This is a genomic window from Pseudomonas sp. ES4 (genome assembly GCF_050586665.1).
Lineage (GTDB): Bacteria > Pseudomonadota > Gammaproteobacteria > Pseudomonadales > Pseudomonadaceae > Aquipseudomonas > Aquipseudomonas frederiksbergensis.
This window is the reverse complement of sequence record NZ_JBOBDO010000031.1, coordinates 1-16,476: the sequence shown is the minus strand read 5'-3', so window position 1 is coordinate 16,476 and position 16,476 is coordinate 1. Positions and strand designations below refer to the sequence as shown.

Sequence of the window (16,476 nt, the reverse complement as noted above, 5' to 3'; positions counted from 1 at the left end):
CTGCGATCTCTGTGGTGATCGAACTGACATGCAAGATGTTCTGCGGGTAGCTTATTTGAGTCTAGAGTGATCATTGGCATCAGCCAGTGACAATAGGCGCCACTTTAGTATCCTTCGGAAATTGGCCGTAGCATGCGGCTCATCATGTAAGTGGACGACATGAGCGAACGAACGACTTCTGCAAGCTGGGCGATGGGGATTGTCAAAGCACTGGAGATGGACGGCCTGGATTGCCGGGTGCTGTTCAAACAGCTGGGGCTCGATTACGCGGCACTGGATGATCCGGACGCGCGCTTCCCGCAAGATTCCATGACACGACTGTGGCAGCGCGCGGTTGAGCTGTCCGGCAACCCGGCGATTGGCCTGAACATGGGCAAGGTGGTGCGACCGGCCTCCTTCCATGTGGCGGGCTACGCCTTGATGTCCAGCCAGACCCTGGCCGAAGGCTTTCAACGGCTGGTGCGTTATCAGCGGATCATTGCGGAAAGTGCCGACCTGAGTTTCCGATTGTTGGAAGAAGGCTACGCGCTGATTCTGACGGTCCACGGCGACCATCTGCCGCCGACCCGGCAGAGTGCCGAAGCGTCACTGGCTTGTGCCCTGGCGCTGTGCGGCTGGTTGACCGGACGTACCCTGCAACCACGCAAGGTGCTGGTGCAGGGCGATGAACCCGTCGATATCGAGCCCTATAAACAAGCCTTCCATGCGCCTTTGGTGTTCAACGCACCGTATGACGCCTTGATCTTCGAGCGCGCTGACATGGAGGCACCGCTGCCTACCGCCAATGAGGCGATGGCGCTGTTGCACGACCGGTTTGCCGGTGAATACCTGGCGCGGTTTTCCGAGAGTCGCGTAACCCACAAGGCGCGGCAGGTGCTGTGCCGTTTGCTGCCCCAGGGCGAGCCCAAGCGCGATACCGTGGCGCAGACGCTACACCTGTCGCAACGCACCTTGCAGCGACGTTTGCAGGAAGAGGGCACGAGTTTTCAGACGTTGCTGGACGACACCCGGCGTGAACTGGCCGAGCAATACCTGGCGCAGCCGACCATGACCCTGCTGGAAATTGCCTACCTGTTGGGGTTCGCCGATCCGAGCAACTTCTTCCGCGCCTTCCGGCGCTGGTTCGACACCACCCCCGGCGAGTACCGGACGCGGTTGATGGGCGCGCCTGCGCCTGTCAGTGACGCCAGAACGCCGGAATACACAGAACAAACACCGTAATGATTTCGAGTCGGCCCAGTAGCATGCCGAACGAGAGAATCCACTTGGCGGCGTCCGGCAGGGTGGCGAAGTTGCCCGCCGGGCCAATGGTCTCGCCCAGTCCCGGACCAACGCCGGACACTGTGGCGGCCGCGCCGGTGAGGGCGGTCATCCAGTCCACGCCGAGCAGCGACAACAGCAGCGCGATCACGCAGATGGTGATGGCGAAGAAGAACGAAAAGGTCAGAATCGAGCGCACGATCTCTTCATCGAGACGGTGACCGTTGTACTTCTGCTTGATCACCGCGCGCGGGTGAATCAACTGGTTAAGGTTGGCCTTGAGCAGAATGTATGCAACCTGGAAGCGGAAAATCTTGATCCCGCCAGCGGTCGAGCCCGAGCAACCGCCGATAAAGCCCAGGTAGAAGAACAGCATCAGCGAGAAATTGCCCCAGAGGCTGTAGTCCCCCAGCGCGAAGCCTGTAGTCGTGACCACCGAGGTCACGTTCAGCGCCACATGCCGTAATGCCTCCAGCCAATGCAACTGGGTGGTCCACCAATACCAGGTGCCGAGCACCAGCCAGGTCACCAGCAACATGCCGAGCAAGCCTTGAACCTGCTCATCCTTGATCAGTGCTTTGCGGTTACCGCGCAAGGTCGCTACATACAGGGTGAACGGCAGGGCACCAAGAATCATGATGACGATTGCGACCCAATGCACTGCAGGCTCCGGCCACTTGGCCAAAGACTGGTCGGAGGTCGAGAAACCACCGGTGGAAATCGCTGACATCGCGTGGTTGATCGCGTCGAACGGACTCATCCCGGCCCACCAGAACGCCAGGCTGCCGAAAATGGTGATGCCGACGTAGGCCGCAACGATCAAACGCGCCACCATGTGCGAACGGGGCATGACTTTTTCGGAACGGTCTGACGACTCGGTCTGAAACAGCCGCATGCCGCCGATGCGCAGCAATGGCAGAATCGCTACCGCCATGCCGATAAAGCCGATGCCGCCGATCCAGTGCAGCAACGAGCGCCACATCAGGATGCCGGGAGACATGTTGTCCAGGCCCGTGAGCACCGTCGCCCCGGTGGCGGTAATCCCGGACATGCTTTCGAAGAACGAGTCGGTATAGCTGATGTGCTGTGTCAGCAGGAACGGCAGCGCGGCGAAGATGCACACCACCAGCCAGCTGCTGACCGTCAGCAGGTACATGTCTCGCGGGCGCAGGTGTACATGTTCCGGGCGACCGGGGATGACCAGCGTGAGGCCCGCGAGAAAGGTAATCATGCTCGCCCAGAGGAACGACGGCAGGTCGCCGGTGCGGTCGAACACCACCAGCGTGGCCATGGGCACGACCATGGCGATGGCCAGGGTGATCAGGAAGATGCCGATGATGAAACCAATGAGACGTAAGGTCGGCAACGCCATGAAGTCCGCTCGGGCTGAAATAGGGAAGGGCGCCATTCTACCTGTGGCGCCTGCCATGTAAACCGGCGCCGCCTGCGCAGTTGCAGCTAGAATAGCCAAACATTTTTTTCAGGAGGTGGCCGATGCAGGCTCTCGACGCTTTGCTCAACCGTGTTTCCGTTCCACGACTGATAGAACCGGCGCCCACCGCAGAACAGCGGGAAGTGCTGTTTGGCGCCGCAATGCGAGCACCAGACCATGGCCACTTGCAGCCTTGGCGTTTCCTGACCGTCGAAGGCGCGGCGCGCGAGCAAATGGGCGAGTTGCTGGCCGAGGCGGCGAAGCAGCAGGACAGTGAAGTGTCCGAGGCGGTACTGGACAAGGCGCGTAACGGTCCGCTGCGTGCGCCACTGGTGGTGGTGGTGATCGCGCGGTTGCAGGATCACGTCAAGTATCCGAAGTCCGAACAACGGCTGGCGGCAGGTTGTGCCGCTCACGGGATTTTGCTGGCGGCTTACGCGCAAGGGATTGGCGCGGTATGGCGCACGGGCGAACTGGCGTATTCGGCACATGTGGCCAAGGGCTTGGGCCTGGCTGAAGGGGAAGAAGTGATCGCGTTCCTTTACCTCGGCACGCCGCAGAAGGAGCCGCGCGTGGCGGAGAAAGTCGACCTGGCCGAATTCGTCAGCGCCTGGCCAGCCGCGTAAGGATCGTTCCCACGCTCTGCGTGGGAATGCCTCAAGGGACGCTCCGCGTTCCAATGGGACGCAGAGCGTCCCGGGCTGCATTCCCACGCGGAGCGTGGGAACGATCATCTAAGTGGCGACTCCCGGCACTAACGGTAATTCGAGGCTGGCGATAAACCCGCCATCGGGATGATTAGCCAGCACCAGACTCCCGCCATGCCGTTCCGCCGCACGGCGCGCAATCGCCAACCCCAAGCCATGTCCGGCCGCCGTCTGCCCCGGTGCCCGGTAGAACGGCTCGCCCAATTGGCTCAAATGCGCAGCCTCTACACCCGGCCCATGGTCGCGCACACTGACCACAATCCGCTCACCCTGGCGCACCGCCTGCATTTCAATCGATTGCCCCACCGGGTTAAACCGTTGAGCATTACGCAGCAGGTTGTCGACGGCGCGCTCGATCATCGTCGGCCAGCCTTTAAGGTTCAGATTCGACTCGGCCTCAAGGTGCACGTTCTGCTCCGGCGAACCCAATTGAGCATCCTTTTGCAACGTGTTGAGCAGCGCATTGAGATCAATCTCTTCAGCGCTGGCGTTGTCGGCATCGACCCGCGCCAGAACCAGGATTTCGCTGATCAGCGCTTCCAGTCGGTCGCACTCTCGAGTGAGGCGCGGCCAGAGTTTCTGGCGTTCTTCAGGGTTGGCTCGCTCGGCCAGTGCCAGCGCGATGCGCAGCCGGGCAAGCGGTGAACGCAGCTCGTGGGACACATCCCGCAACAACTGCCGCTGGCTGCCGATCAAACTTTGCAGGCGCGCGCCCATGCGGTTGAAGTCGTTGGCCAGCACGCCGAATTCATCGCGCCGGTTGGCCAGTTTCACCAGGCTGTTTTGTTGGTAGGTGGTTTGCCCCAGGTCATGCACCGCGCCGCGCAAGCGGTTGAGTGGGCGAGTAATGGACATCGTCACGAACAGGCTGAACAAGGTCAGCACCACCAACGCGATACCCAGCGCACTCAGCGGCCAGAGCAGGCTTTCGCGGTGCCACGCGTCGAGTTCCGGGTGCGGAATACGGTAGATCAGCAGGTAGGTGTCGCCGGTTTTTGCGCTGGTGTACTCATCGGTCAGCCGGCGCCATGGCAGGCGACGGTCGTCGTTGTTCTGGCGCGCTTCGAAGGCGGCCGCCCGGCGTGGAAAGGTACCGCGCACCAGCGGATCGCCGCTCTCATTGAGCACTTGAACGTCGATGTGATACTGGCGCTTGCGCTGTTCCAGAATGTCCTGGGCCGCGTCTTCACCCTGTGATTCGTAGGTTTGCGTCCACTGTTCGGCCAAGGTATTGAGGCCCGGATGGCGGCTGAGAATCCAGGCGTCCTGGTTGAGCATGTGGCCCAGCAGAATGGAAAGCCCGGCAACCAGAGCGATGGCCAACCAGAAGCTGGCCAGAATACGCCAGAACAATGAGCGCACAGAAACTCCTCAGCAAAGAAAGCCCAACGGCGATTAACCGTCGGGCTGTGATATGTCGCTAGAACATTACTGCGCCTTTTGCGGCTGTTGCGCTTTCCAGGCCTTGAACTCGGCCCATTCGGCGCGACGTTCAGCCTGTTTTTTCTGGATCTCGTCGAATTGCTTCTGTTGATCCGGTTTCAGCAGCGCACGCACGTCGGCTTCGGCTTTCTTGTGGTTGGCCGCTATTTCATCTTTCAAGGCTTTCTGGTCGGCTGGCGAGAGTTTTTCCAGGTACTTGTCGACCACTTGCTTACGTTCACGCATCTGCTCGCCCATGATTTTGCGGATCTGCTCGCGCTGTTCGCGGCTCAGGTCCAGCTGGCTGTACGGGCCTTTGCCGTGCATGCCGTGCATCTGACCGCCATGGTGTGATCCGTCCATCGGGCCGGCACCTTCAGGCATGGCCATGGCAACGGTCGGCAGGGCGGCAGCGAACATCAGAGCGATAAGAGTCTTGCGCATGGTGAATCTCCTTGTCTCGTTCCCGGTACGTTCCGGATGAGTACAGATTACGCAGATCAAGGTCAGCGGCGGTCAGCTGAGCGTAAAGCTTAGGTAAAGACGATTTCAGATTGACCTGACAAATCCATCACTTTCACCAATTTCACTGACCAAACATGACCGATGTAGCAGCTGTCGAGCCCCAGCGAGGCTGCGTTCGGCTGCGAAGCAGTCGTGAAATCAGGCGATGCGTTTTTTCAAGTAAGCCGCGTATCCAGAACTTACGACTGCTTCGCAGCCGAACGCAGCAACGCTGGGGCTCGACAGCTGCGACAACGTTTTGCATTGGGTTTTAGAGGCTGTAGTAATATCCGCGGCTGCGCAGGGCCACGATGCGTGGGCGGCCGTCGGGGTGCGGGCCGATCTTTTTGCGCAGGTTGCTGACGTGCATGTCCAGGCTGCGGTCGTACAACGTCAGTTTGCGGCCGAGGGCGATTTGCGCCAGTTCCTGTTTGTCCAGCGGCTCGCCGGGTTGCTTGAGCAGGGCTTCGAGCAAGCGGCTTTCGGAGACGGTGAGGGTGAACTCCTGTTCATCGATGCTGACCACGCCACGTACCGGACTGAAACACAGGTCGCCCAGTTCCAGCTGACTGGACACCGCTGCCGGATGACTGCGGCGCAACACGGCGCGCAGGCGGGCGGTCAATTCCCGTGGGTCGCATGGTTTGGCCAGGTAATCGTCGGCGCCGAGTTCCAGGCCAAGGATGCGGTCCAGCGGCTCGCCGCGAGCCGAAAGCATCAGCACCGGCAAGTCCGGGTGATCGCTGCGCAATTGCTTGAGCAGCTCCAGGCCGCTGCCATCCGGCAGCATCACATCCAGCACCACGGCTGCCGGCGATGTTTCGGCCAGTGCGCGACGGGCGCTCTGACCATCGTGGCAGGCGCGGACCTGAAAGCCTTCCTGGCTCAGCCAACTGCTCAGGAGCTCACACAGCTCCTGGTCATCATCAATTAATAACAGCTCGCTCATGACTCACTCAATTTAGCCATTGCCTACGTTTTCTGGTGGCACCACTGGCGAAGATACCGCAGAGCAGCGCCAATAGCGCTACCCCGGCGCCGATGACGAACCACTGTTGCTGATCGGTCAATAGACGCGGCAGCGAGCTGCTGGCCTGGGTTTCCTTGAGTTGCAGCTTGAGACGCTGATTCTCTTGGCGCAACCGGCTTAGCTGGGCGCTTTCGCGTTCGGCATCGGTATTTTGCAGCTGTTTGCTCAGTTCTTCTCGTTGCTGTTCGCTTGCCTTCAAGCGCTGTTGCAACTCGGTGATCTGGCTGCCGGCGCTCAGGGACAGCGGTGTCGAGCTGCCGCCCTCGGCGCTTTCTTCACCGTGGGCAGGGGCCACAATCGATAACGTCACCAACATCAGACACAACGGACCTTTGCGCATCGCCACTCCTGATTCCAATACGAGTATTGGGCAGGTTGTCGGCCGGCAAACGAGAATAATGAGCGTTGAGAGCGCGATGAACCGATAAGGTTCATCGCGCGGGGAGATATTACGGCAGGACTTGCTTGAACGGTTTGACCGAAACGTTGGCGTAGACGCCTGCGGCGATATACGGATCAGCGTCGGCCCAGGCCTGCGCGGCGCTCAGGGAATCGAATTCGGCGACGATCAGGCTGCCGGTGAAACCCGCAGCGCCCGGATCATTGCTGTCGACTGCCGGGTGTGGACCGGCCAAAACGATGCGACCTTCACCTTTGAGCGCTTGCAGGCGCTCAAGGTGTGCAGGCCGTGCGGCCAGGCGGGCTTCCAGGGAGTTGGCGACGTCTGTGGCAATGATTGCGTAAAGCATGTCAGTCCTCGGTTTTTGGCGTTGTGGTATCGGCGTCGTGCAGGTGGCGGGACAGGTAGATGCCCTGCGCAACCAGGAACAGCAGCGTCATGCCCAGGCTGCCGAAGACTTTGAAGTCGACCCAGTATTCCTGGAACGTGAACGCGACGAACAGGTTGGCGGCACCGCAAAACAGGAAAAAGCCGATCCAGGCGATGTTCAGGCGAGTCCAGACCGGCTCCGGCAGGGTCAGCGCGTGGCCCATGATGCGTTTGATCAGCAATTGCTCGCCGATGAAGTGGCTGCCGATGAACGCCAGGGCGAACAGCCAGTTCACGACCGGCGCTTTCCATTTCAGGAAGGTTTCGCTGTGGAACGCCAGGGTCAGGCTACCGAAGACCAGGCAGGCGATGAGGGTCAGCCACTGGCTCTTCTCCAGCTTGCGCTGCTTGATGAACAGCGTGCCGTAAACCACCAGGGAGCTGAGGATCAGCATGGCAGTGGCGCTGTAGATACCGCCTACAGTGACCTCGTGGCCGGCAATGTCGACGACCCGGGGATCGAGTTTGAAGACGATGAAGAACAGCAGGAGCGGGATGAAATCGATGAATTGTTTCACAGTGGCAGCCAGAAGCAGGATGTGGCGGCATAATAACAAACATATGGGCGCGCGATAGCGCCAGCTGAATTGAGGTAAAAAAGTCCTGTGAATGTTGATTTGCACTGCCATAGCACGGCCTCCGATGGCGCTCTCGCGCCTGCAGTACTGGTTGCGCGTGCGTTCGAGAAAGGCGTGCGAGTCCTGGCCTTGACCGATCACGACACTCTCGAGGGCCTCGACGAGGCTCGCAGTGCGGCGACCGCGCTGGGGATGCAACTGGTCAACGGCGTCGAATTGTCCTGCACCTGGGGCGGCGCGACCATTCATGTGCTGGGCTATGGTTTCGACGTCAACGCTGTGCCGTTGGTCGAGGCCATTGCAAAATTGCACGATGGCCGCTGGCTACGGTCCGAAGAAATAAGCCGCAAGTTGGCATTGAAAGGCATGCCGGGTGCGCTGGAAGGTGCCCGGGCCATCCAGCAGGAACTGGGCGACAGCGGCAACGCGCCGGCCCGTCCGCATTTCGCCGACTGGATGGTGCGTGAAGGTTTCGTCAAGGATCGCGCCGAAGCGTTCCGCAAATGGCTGGGTGCCGGCAAACTGGGGGACGTCAAGCAACACTGGCCAACCCTGGAAGACACGGTCGAAACCCTGCGTGCCGCCAAGGCCTGGGTCAGCCTTGCGCATCCGTGGCACTACGATTTCACTCGCAGCAAGCGTCGCCGGCTGATTTCTGACTATATTCAAGCTGGGGGCCACGCTATCGAAGTGGTCAATGGCCATCAGCCCGCCGAGCAAGTGGGCAGCCTGGCGATTCTCGCCCGTGAGTTCGGTCTGCTGGTCAGCGCCGGCAGTGATTTTCATGGCCCTGGAGGCTGGTCCGAGATCGGTGAGTACCGCCCGCTTCCGGAAGATTTGCCACCACTGTGGTGTCGATTCAAACATGACCCAATTATTGCCGCCGTCTGAACAGGTAGAGAATGTGAGTCAATTTTTCCAGATTCATCCGGAAAACCCGCAAGCGCGCCTGATCAAACAGGCTGTCGAGATCATCCGCAAAGGCGGGGTGGTGATTTATCCCACAGACTCCTCCTACGCCATTGGTTGCCAGATCGGTGACAAGAATGCCGTGGAGCGCGTGCGTCGATTGCGTGGTCTGGATGACAAGCACAACTTCGCCCTGATTTGCAGCGATCTGTCGCAACTGGGGCTGTTCGCCAAGATCGATACCGGTCTTTTTCGCTTGCTCAAGGCCCACTTGCCGGGTCCGTATACCTTCATTCTCAACGCCACCCGCGAAGTCCCGCGGCTGTTGTTGCACCCGAAAAAACGCACCATTGGCCTGCGCGTACCGAGCCATCCCATTGCCCTGGCGCTGCTGGAAGAACTCGGCGAACCGCTGATGAGCGTGACCCTGATCATGCCCGGCGACACCGACCCGATGACCGATCCTTACGAAATGCGCCAGTTGCTCGAGCATCAGGTCGACCTGATCATCGACGGCGGTTTTGGCGGGATCAAGGCGTCCACCGTGATCAACCTCGCTGACGGCGAGCCGGAAGTGATCCGCGTGGGTTGCGGCGACCCGACGCCGTTCATGGCCGAGGCGTAGATGTCTGCAGTAGAACCCGTGGTTGACAGTCAGGCCGGAGCCCAGCAAGAGCTGCCCTTCGCGATGGTCTATGGCCAGGCGGTCATGGAAATGCCGCTGGACCTGTACATTCCGCCGGATGCGCTTGAGGTCTTTCTCGAAGCCTTCGAAGGCCCCCTCGACCTGCTGCTGTACCTGATCCGCAAACAGAACATCAACATCCTCGACATTCCTGTGGCGGAAATTACCCGGCAGTACATGGGCTATGTCGAGTTGATGCAGTCGGTGCGCCTGGAACTGGCCGCCGAGTACCTGGTCATGGCCGCAATGCTGGCCGAGATCAAATCGCGGATGCTGCTGCCGCGTGCCGAAACGATCGAAGCCGAAGAAGATGACCCGCGTGCCGAACTGATTCGCCGCTTGCAAGAGTACGAACGCTTCAAGGCCGCAGCCGAAGGCATCGATGGCCTGAGCCGTGTGGGTCGTGACGTGGTCGTCCCCAAGCTCGACGCCCCGGAAGCCCGGGCGCGCAAGCTGTTGCCGGACGTGCGTCTTTCAGAGCTGTTGTTGTCCATGGCAGAAGTGTTGCGCCGTGGCGACATGTTCGAAAGTCACCAGGTCAGCCGCGAGGCACTGTCCACCCGCGAACGCATGAGCGATGTACTGGAGCGCCTCAAGGGCGGCGGTTTCGTGCCCTTTGCCGAGCTGTTCACCGCTGAGGAGGGACGTCTGGGGGTGGTGGTAACCTTTATGGCGATCCTCGAACTGGTCAAGGAATCCTTGGTCGAGCTGGTGCAGAATGAGCCGTTCGCAGCGATCCACGTGCGGGCCCGAGCCGAATAACGAGTTGAATCATGAACCTGACTGAACCCCGCGAGCTGGCGCCATTGCTTGAAGCCTTTCTGCTGGCCTCGGGAAAACCGCAATCGCTTGAACGCCTGTTCGAACTCTTTGAAGAGGGCGAGCGGCCGGACCCGGCGGTCTTCAAGAAAGCCCTGACGATTCTCGCCAAGTCCTGCGACGGCCGCGCCTTCGAGCTGAAGGAAGTGGCCTCCGGGTATCGCTTGCAGATCCGCGAAAAGTTCTCGCCGTGGGTAGGACGTTTGTGGGAAGAGCGGCCGCAGCGCTATTCCCGCGCCATGCTCGAAACCATTGCGCTGATCGCCTATCGCCAGCCGATCACCCGGGGCGAGATCGAAGACGTGCGGGGTGTGGCGGTCAACAGTCACATCGTGAAAACCTTGCTGGAGCGCGAGTGGATTCGCATCGTCGGCTACCGCGACGTGCCAGGTAAACCAGCGATGTTTGCCACCACCAAGGCCTTTCTCGATCACTTCAACCTGAAAAACCTCGACGATTTGCCGCCGCTGGCCGAATTGCGCGAGCTTGAGCCTGATCCGGTGCTCGACTTCGACGACGCGCCGGTGCCTGCCGCACTGCAAGAGTTGGCCGACGCCAGCGCCGAGCCGGAAGAGCCGAAGGAGGAAACCAGTTTCCATACGCTGTTGCTGGAGCTCGACACCATGGAGGAAGGGCTCAAGACTGACTTCGACGATCTGTTGCGTGATGGTGAGGTGAGCGGGACCGAAGAGATTGTGGACCTGCCCGAGCCTGTGATCGAAGTCGAACTTCAGATCGAGCCCGAAGCCACAGTCGAAGAAGAGCAGGAAGAAGAGCAGGAAGATGATGTGCTTGGCGTTGCCGAAGCTCGCGAGAAACTCCTGGCCGCTGTCGCCGCCCTTGAACAACACAAGCCCGAGCCCGAGTTGACCGACGAAGAAGCCGAAGCCCGAGCCCTCGCCGAAGCAATCGAGGCCGAACGCCGCGCATTCGAAGACGATTAACCTGACTGATCGTTCCCACGCGTGGGAACGATCTTCAAGAACTGTAGGAGCCGAGCTTGCTCGCGATAGCGGTCTTCCAGTCACCTTGATGTTGAATATGCCGACGTCATCGCGAGCAAGCTCGGCTCCTGCACAAGCCGGTCGGCGGAAAAACAGGTAAGTCGCCATTGATCAGCTAGTCTCTGATGCGCGAACGCTCCCATGAGCGTATGATTCGCGACCCTTCGGCGATCCCTTCGCCAAGTACCCCGTTTTACAGACCACACCGGGAGGTGCCCAGATGAGTATCAAAGACCAGAAAGACGACCAGGAAATCGGCCCAGCAGGCGAAAAACTGCAGAAAGTCCTCGCCCGTATCGGCGTCGGCTCGCGCCGTGACGTGGAAGCCTGGATCAGCCACGGCCGCATCAAGGTCAATGGCAAAGACGCCACCCTCGGGCAGCGCGTCGACATGCACGACGCCATCACCATTGATGGCAAGGTGATCAAGCGCGAAGAAGCCGCCGAGTCGGTACGCCGCGTGATCATGTACAACAAGCCGGACGGCGAAATCTGCACCCGCCTTGATCCGGAAGGTCGTCCGACCGTTTTCGACAAGATGCCGAAACCAAAAGAAGGTCGCTGGATCAACATCGGTCGTCTGGACATCAACACCACCGGTCTGCTGATGTTCACCACCGACGGTGAGCTGGCCAACCGCCTGATGCACCCTTCCTACGAAATGGACCGTGAATACGCGGTGCGTGTCCGTGGTGAAGTCGATGACGAGATGATTGAGCGTCTGAAAGCAGGCGTCGTCCTCGAAGACGGCCCGGCCAAGTTCACCGACATCAAGCAGGCGCCAGGTGGCGAAGGTTTCAACCACTGGTACCACTGCGTGGTGATGGAAGGTCGCAACCGCGAAGTCCGTCGTCTGTGGGAATCCCAAGGCCTGGTGGTCAGCCGTCTGAAGCGTGTGCGTTTCGGTCCGGTGTTCCTCAACTCCGACCTGCCGATGGGCCGCTGGCGCGAAATGAGCCAGTACGAAGTCGATATTCTGAGTGCTGAAGTCGGCTTGACCCCGGTGGCCATGCCGCAGATGAACGCCAAGAGCAAAGACAAGCTCGATCGCATGCAGCGTAAATCGTCGCGTCCGATGGGCAAGACCGAGCGCGTGCGTTCGTTGCGTCCAGCCATCGGTAACCAGACTGCTGCTACGCCGCGTGATACCCGTGAACCGCATATCGAAGGCGAGCGCCCAGCCCGCAAGCCAGCAGCACCTCGTGCTGACGGCGAGCGCGGTCCACGCACGCCACGTCCGGCCAATGGTCGCACCGAGCGCGGCGAAGGCCGCGGTGCGCCAAGCGGTGGTCGTAGCGATCGCGGTGCTCCGGCCGGTCGTGGCGAGTCTCGTGGTGAGTCGGGTCGCGGTACGCCTGTGGCAGACCGTCCTTCCGACACCAAGCGCCCGGCCAAGGCACCGGCGAAGAAGCGTCCAGGCATCGTTCTGGTCGACAAGGACGCGCCATCGGGCAAGCGCCGTGGTGCGCCAGCCGGTTCGGGCCAGCGTCCAGGCTTCGGTCGCCGCAAGCCTGAGTAATCGGTAAGCGCTCCATGAAAAACGCCAACCTTCGGGTTGGCGTTTTTTTTGTCTGTTTTTCTGATCGTTCCCACGCTCCGCGTGGGAATGCAGCCCGTGACGCTCTGCGTCACATCTCAAGAGCGGACGCAGAGCGTCCATTGATGCATTCCCACGCGGAGCGTGGGAACGATCAGTCGATCAGTCAGAACACAAACCGCCCATCAAACACCGGCTCATCATCCAGCGCCAACACGCCGCTGGAGAAAATCAGGTCCAGATGATGGCTGCCCTTCGCGCCACCGCCCAATCCCAGGTGCAGCCCGCAATGGCGCTCCTCGAATCCGGCATTGCGCGCGTACAACGCCTTAACACCTTCATTGGTGCCGATCCCCAACTCCTCAATTCGTCGATTGGATGGATTGGCCTCCAGGTACTTGTTGAAGTCATGTTCAAGCCCCGGCACCTCGGTGGCGATTTTGCTGATGGTCGAGTTCTCGATCCACAACTCCAGCGGCGACTCCAGCACCCCGTATTTGCGGGCAAATGGAATAGTGCCGAGAAAAGTCCCCATGAACTTGACCCTGCCATTAATGGCTTCGCTGTGCGTAGCAATCTCACCAGGCGCCAGATCGAAGTTGCCGACACCGTTGATGTCGGTCCACTTCTTGATGCTGCTCAACGGTGTTTCAAACCACGAACCGTGATCATCCTTGAAACTTAACGTGGTGGCATGGGACATGCGCTGAATCAAGTGGCTGTTCAACCCGGCAATGCGCTGCGGGGTGACACTGAACGTGTCGTAGAAGTAATCGCCGTAATCCTTGAACAGCAGCGACTTCTTCCAGTTCTCGGCCATGACGCCTTGCAGCGCGCGGACAAAATCCGGGCCATCGGGGCGTGGGTTGGGCAGGGTAGAAGAGTCGTAGAAGAAAATGTACAGATCGCTGTCGGCAATTGCCTGGGCCAGCAATTCCGAGGGCTCCAGATCCAGTCGCATTGCGCTGAAACTGAAGCGAGGGCTGGCACCGGCCTGTTCGGCGATGGCGCCCGTCAGTGCATGGTAATCAGCCGTGTAGCCGAGCAAGACCTTCGCCGGATTAATGCCGGCAAGGGCAGGGTGATGTTCGAGGTAGTAAAGGAAATGCGAAATGGCGCGTTGCTTATCCATGTAGTCCTCCCTGACAAACCGAGAAAAAGTGGCAGGCACAACCGGCCGGATCGTGCCTGCCGGGATGTCTTACAGAGGCCACATCGCCGTGCCGAACGGAACAACCGCATCGGCTTGCATCATTTCAACGGCGGCGTCATGGGTCGGTGCTTCAAACCAATCGTCCAGTTGCAGTTCAGTTTCCAAGTCTTTTTCAAGTGCTTGCATTGTGAATCTCCTAGATGACTTTTTCGGTAAGTGCAGCGGCGCGTTTTCAGTCATTGAACAACCCGCCAACTTGCTGATCGATGCGTCTCGGCAAGTCGCTGAAAACCTAGTTCACAGGTTTTTAAATTGCAAAAAAATAATCAAATAAGATTTGTTTGAACTTTTTATTCTGTTTTTTATCGGGCAATTTGTTAATAAAAAACAAAAAACTAACTCGACCTTTCCCTACGGAAACGTCCTACCGTCAATTTGCAGTCAACATACAGTCAGATCTGATTCGGCAAATTTACGTTACGGCTTGTAAAGAAATACTGACGAAATCAAGCCTCAAAGCCCTTGGTTTGACGCTTGCGGAAGGGATGTAAGGAAAACCTTCCGCCAAGTAGCCATTCAGGCCGTGCGCAGGGCTCTGGCCCGCTTGTTTCAGGCGCGGTTGAAGGGTGAGATGCGCCCCATGCCTGTCGTGCAGGTGCATAACAAGAAGGAGGCGCAATGTACGCCGTGACTCATCTCCATCTCCCCCGGGGAGCGATTTTTCCATCGTTCCCATCGATGACCCGCAAAGGTCTGACTCTATTTTTGCAGCCGCCCGAGAGCCTCGAGGCGGACACAGGCAATCCCGGCAAATGACACGCTGATCCAGCAGTGTCTGGCAGCAGGGGGTTACAGGTGTACAATGCGCCGCGTTTTAACTGTGACCTCCTGCGCATCTGCGCAAACCTCAAGGCTATCCGCCTTGTTCACTCCGCTGCGCCACAAGCGTGTCGGGTTCGATTTCGTCACAGATAAAAACAAACAGGTGACGCATGACCGTTGTAAAAACGCTGAACTCCTTTTGCCTTCGCTGGGGTTTGATCGGCGCTGCTTGAAATCGCCCCCGAGCAGCAACGTCTAACGAACATCATCAAACCTTGCGTGAGACCCTTTTCATGAGTGGACAAAACTCGCATTCAGGCGAGCTGAAACGCGGCCTGAAAAATCGCCACATTCAACTGATCGCCCTCGGTGGCGCGATCGGTACCGGGCTGTTCCTTGGCTCGGCCGGTGTACTGAAATCTGCCGGCCCGTCGATGATCCTCGGCTACGCCATCTGCGGCTTCATTGCTTTCATGATCATGCGCCAGCTCGGCGAAATGATCGTCGAAGAGCCAGTCGCCGGTTCCTTCAGCCACTTCGCCCATAAATACTGGGGCGGTTTCGCCGGCTTCCTGTCGGGCTGGAACTGCTGGATTCTGTACATTCTGGTGGGCATGTCGGAGCTGACCGCGGTCGGCAAATACATCCACTACTGGGCGCCACATATCCCGACCTGGGTTTCGGCAGCCGGTTTCTTCGTCTTGATCAACCTGATCAACCTGGCGAACGTCAAAGTCTTTGGTGAGGCGGAGTTCTGGTTCGCGATCATCAAGGTCGTGGCCATCGTCGGCATGATTGCACTCGGCAGCTATCTGCTGGTCAGCGGCGACGGCGGCCCCCAAGCCTCGGTGACCAACCTGTGGGTCCACGGCGGTTTCTTCCCGAATGGCGTCAGCGGTTTGGTGATGGCCATGGCGATTATCATGTTCTCCTTCGGCGGCCTGGAAATGCTCGGTTTCACCGCAGCGGAAGCTGACAAGCCGAAAACCGTGATCCCGAAAGCCATCAACCAGGTGATCTACCGGATCCTGATTTTCTACATCGGCGCGTTGGTTATCCTGCTTTCCTTGACGCCATGGGACAGCCTGTTGACGACCCTGAATGCGTCGGGCGACTCCTACAGCGGCAGCCCGTTCGTTCAAGTGTTCTCGATGCTTGGCAGTGACACCGCTGCGCACATTCTCAACTTCGTGGTCCTGACCGCGGCGCTGTCGGTGTACAACAGCGGCACCTACTGCAACAGCCGCATGTTGCTGGGCATGGCCGAGCAGGGCGATGCGCCGAAAGCCTTGTCGAAGATCGACAAGCGCGGCGTGCCAGTGCGTTCGATCCTTGCTTCGGCGGCGGTGACATTGATTGCCGTTTTGCTGAACTACCTGATCCCGCAAAACGCGCTGGAACTGTTGATGTCGCTGGTGGTTGCCACCCTGGTGATCAACTGGGCGATGATCAGCTTCTCGCACTTCAAGTTCCGCCAGCACATGAACAAGACCAAACAGACGCCGCTGTTCAAGGCCCTGTGGTACCCGTACGGGAACTACGTCTGCCTGGCGTTCGTGGTGTTCATTCTTGGCGTGATGCTGCTGATTCCGGGGATTCAGATCTCGGTGTATGCGATTCCGGTGTGGGTCGCATTCATGTGGATTTGCTACGGCATCAAGAACAAACGCAGCGCCCGGCACGCACTGCAGGCTGCGGGTTCCGTAGCGAAATAATGTAAGCGCAGACACAACAAACCCGGCCATGTGCCGGGTTTGTTGTTTTCGGGTTTTACACAAATCCCTT

The 16,476-nt window shown here is 59.3% G+C and carries 17 protein-coding genes; 8 read left to right on the top strand and 9 right to left on the bottom strand.

The annotated features are described in order from the left end of the window. Positions 1-159 precede the first annotated feature (159 nt). On the top strand, positions 160-1,221 hold the full coding sequence (locus ACQ4OB_RS24955; protein ID WP_207250574.1) for an AraC family transcriptional regulator: 1,062 nt from the start codon (positions 160-162) through the stop codon (positions 1,219-1,221). Here ACQ4OB_RS24955 and ACQ4OB_RS24950 read toward each other — a convergent pair. Next, positions 1,178-2,632 (bottom strand): TrkH family potassium uptake protein, encoded by a 1,455-nt coding sequence (locus ACQ4OB_RS24950; protein WP_430956652.1) that lies wholly within the window; start codon positions 2,630-2,632, stop codon positions 1,178-1,180. The genes ACQ4OB_RS24955 and ACQ4OB_RS24950 overlap by 44 nt on opposite strands. Before the next feature lie 122 nt (positions 2,633-2,754). Here ACQ4OB_RS24950 and ACQ4OB_RS24945 point away from each other — a divergent pair, with 122 nt between their 5' ends. Beyond that, on the top strand, positions 2,755-3,318 hold the full coding sequence (locus tag ACQ4OB_RS24945; protein ID WP_430956651.1) for an NAD(P)H nitroreductase: 564 nt from the start codon (positions 2,755-2,757) through the stop codon (positions 3,316-3,318). Between the two features lie 108 nt (positions 3,319-3,426). Here the strand turns inward: ACQ4OB_RS24945 and ACQ4OB_RS24940 are convergent, their stop codons facing one another. From ACQ4OB_RS24940 to ACQ4OB_RS24915, 6 genes are all read right to left on the bottom strand, one after another. Further along, entirely contained in the window at positions 3,427-4,761 is a 1,335-nt protein-coding gene (locus ACQ4OB_RS24940) for a sensor histidine kinase (protein WP_074874456.1), read from the bottom strand. A 66-nt stretch (positions 4,762-4,827) separates the two neighbouring features. After that, a complete protein-coding gene (locus ACQ4OB_RS24935) occupies positions 4,828-5,265 on the bottom strand; it encodes a Spy/CpxP family protein refolding chaperone (RefSeq protein ID WP_074874459.1) in 438 nt (145 codons plus the stop codon). 331 nt (positions 5,266-5,596) lie between these two features. Then, positions 5,597-6,274, bottom strand: coding sequence for a response regulator transcription factor (locus ACQ4OB_RS24930; protein WP_027922300.1), 678 nt, complete (start codon positions 6,272-6,274; stop codon positions 5,597-5,599). Between the two features lie 7 nt (positions 6,275-6,281). After that, complete coding sequence (locus ACQ4OB_RS24925; RefSeq protein ID WP_074874461.1) at positions 6,282-6,695, bottom strand: translation initiation factor 2; 414 nt, start codon at positions 6,693-6,695, stop codon at positions 6,282-6,284. Between the two features lie 109 nt (positions 6,696-6,804). Continuing rightward, the gene (locus ACQ4OB_RS24920) at positions 6,805-7,104 is read right to left on the bottom strand and encodes a YciI family protein (protein WP_047532085.1); all 300 of its coding nucleotides are present in this window, start codon (positions 7,102-7,104) and stop codon (positions 6,805-6,807) included. A 1-nt stretch (position 7,105) separates the two neighbouring features. After that, positions 7,106-7,702 (bottom strand): septation protein A, encoded by a 597-nt coding sequence (locus ACQ4OB_RS24915; protein WP_074874463.1) that lies wholly within the window; start codon positions 7,700-7,702, stop codon positions 7,106-7,108. Positions 7,703-7,789: 87 nt separating this feature from the next. On the opposite strand from ACQ4OB_RS24915, the gene ACQ4OB_RS24910 reads away from it, so the two are divergent. From ACQ4OB_RS24910 to rluB, 5 genes are all read left to right on the top strand, one after another. After that, positions 7,790-8,653: a PHP domain-containing protein gene (locus ACQ4OB_RS24910; protein WP_033053481.1), complete on the top strand. Its 864-nt coding sequence runs from the start codon at positions 7,790-7,792 to the stop codon at positions 8,651-8,653. A gap of 13 nt (positions 8,654-8,666) precedes the next feature. Further along, complete coding sequence (locus ACQ4OB_RS24905; RefSeq protein ID WP_102616520.1) at positions 8,667-9,296, top strand: L-threonylcarbamoyladenylate synthase; 630 nt, start codon at positions 8,667-8,669, stop codon at positions 9,294-9,296. Further along, positions 9,297-10,118 (top strand): segregation and condensation protein A, encoded by an 822-nt coding sequence (locus ACQ4OB_RS24900; protein WP_008156118.1) that lies wholly within the window; start codon positions 9,297-9,299, stop codon positions 10,116-10,118. It begins immediately after the preceding gene. Positions 10,119-10,129: 11 nt separating this feature from the next. Beyond that, complete coding sequence (gene scpB, locus ACQ4OB_RS24895; RefSeq protein ID WP_430956650.1) at positions 10,130-11,119, top strand: SMC-Scp complex subunit ScpB; 990 nt, start codon at positions 10,130-10,132, stop codon at positions 11,117-11,119. 280 nt (positions 11,120-11,399) lie between these two features. Next, on the top strand, positions 11,400-12,698 hold the full coding sequence (gene rluB / locus ACQ4OB_RS24890) for a 23S rRNA pseudouridine(2605) synthase RluB (RefSeq protein ID WP_074874473.1): 1,299 nt from the start codon (positions 11,400-11,402) through the stop codon (positions 12,696-12,698). A 184-nt stretch (positions 12,699-12,882) separates the two neighbouring features. Here the strand turns inward: rluB and ACQ4OB_RS24885 are convergent, their stop codons facing one another. After that, a complete protein-coding gene (locus tag ACQ4OB_RS24885) occupies positions 12,883-13,848 on the bottom strand; it encodes a leucyl aminopeptidase (RefSeq protein WP_430956649.1) in 966 nt (321 codons plus the stop codon). Positions 13,849-13,917: 69 nt separating this feature from the next. Further along, positions 13,918-14,055, bottom strand: coding sequence for a hypothetical protein (locus tag ACQ4OB_RS24880; RefSeq protein ID WP_008156111.1), 138 nt, complete (start codon positions 14,053-14,055; stop codon positions 13,918-13,920). Between the two features lie 929 nt (positions 14,056-14,984). Between ACQ4OB_RS24880 and ACQ4OB_RS24875 the strand changes: the two genes are divergently transcribed. Then, positions 14,985-16,406, top strand: coding sequence for an amino acid permease (locus tag ACQ4OB_RS24875; protein ID WP_076030148.1), 1,422 nt, complete (start codon positions 14,985-14,987; stop codon positions 16,404-16,406). Positions 16,407-16,476 lie beyond the last annotated feature (70 nt).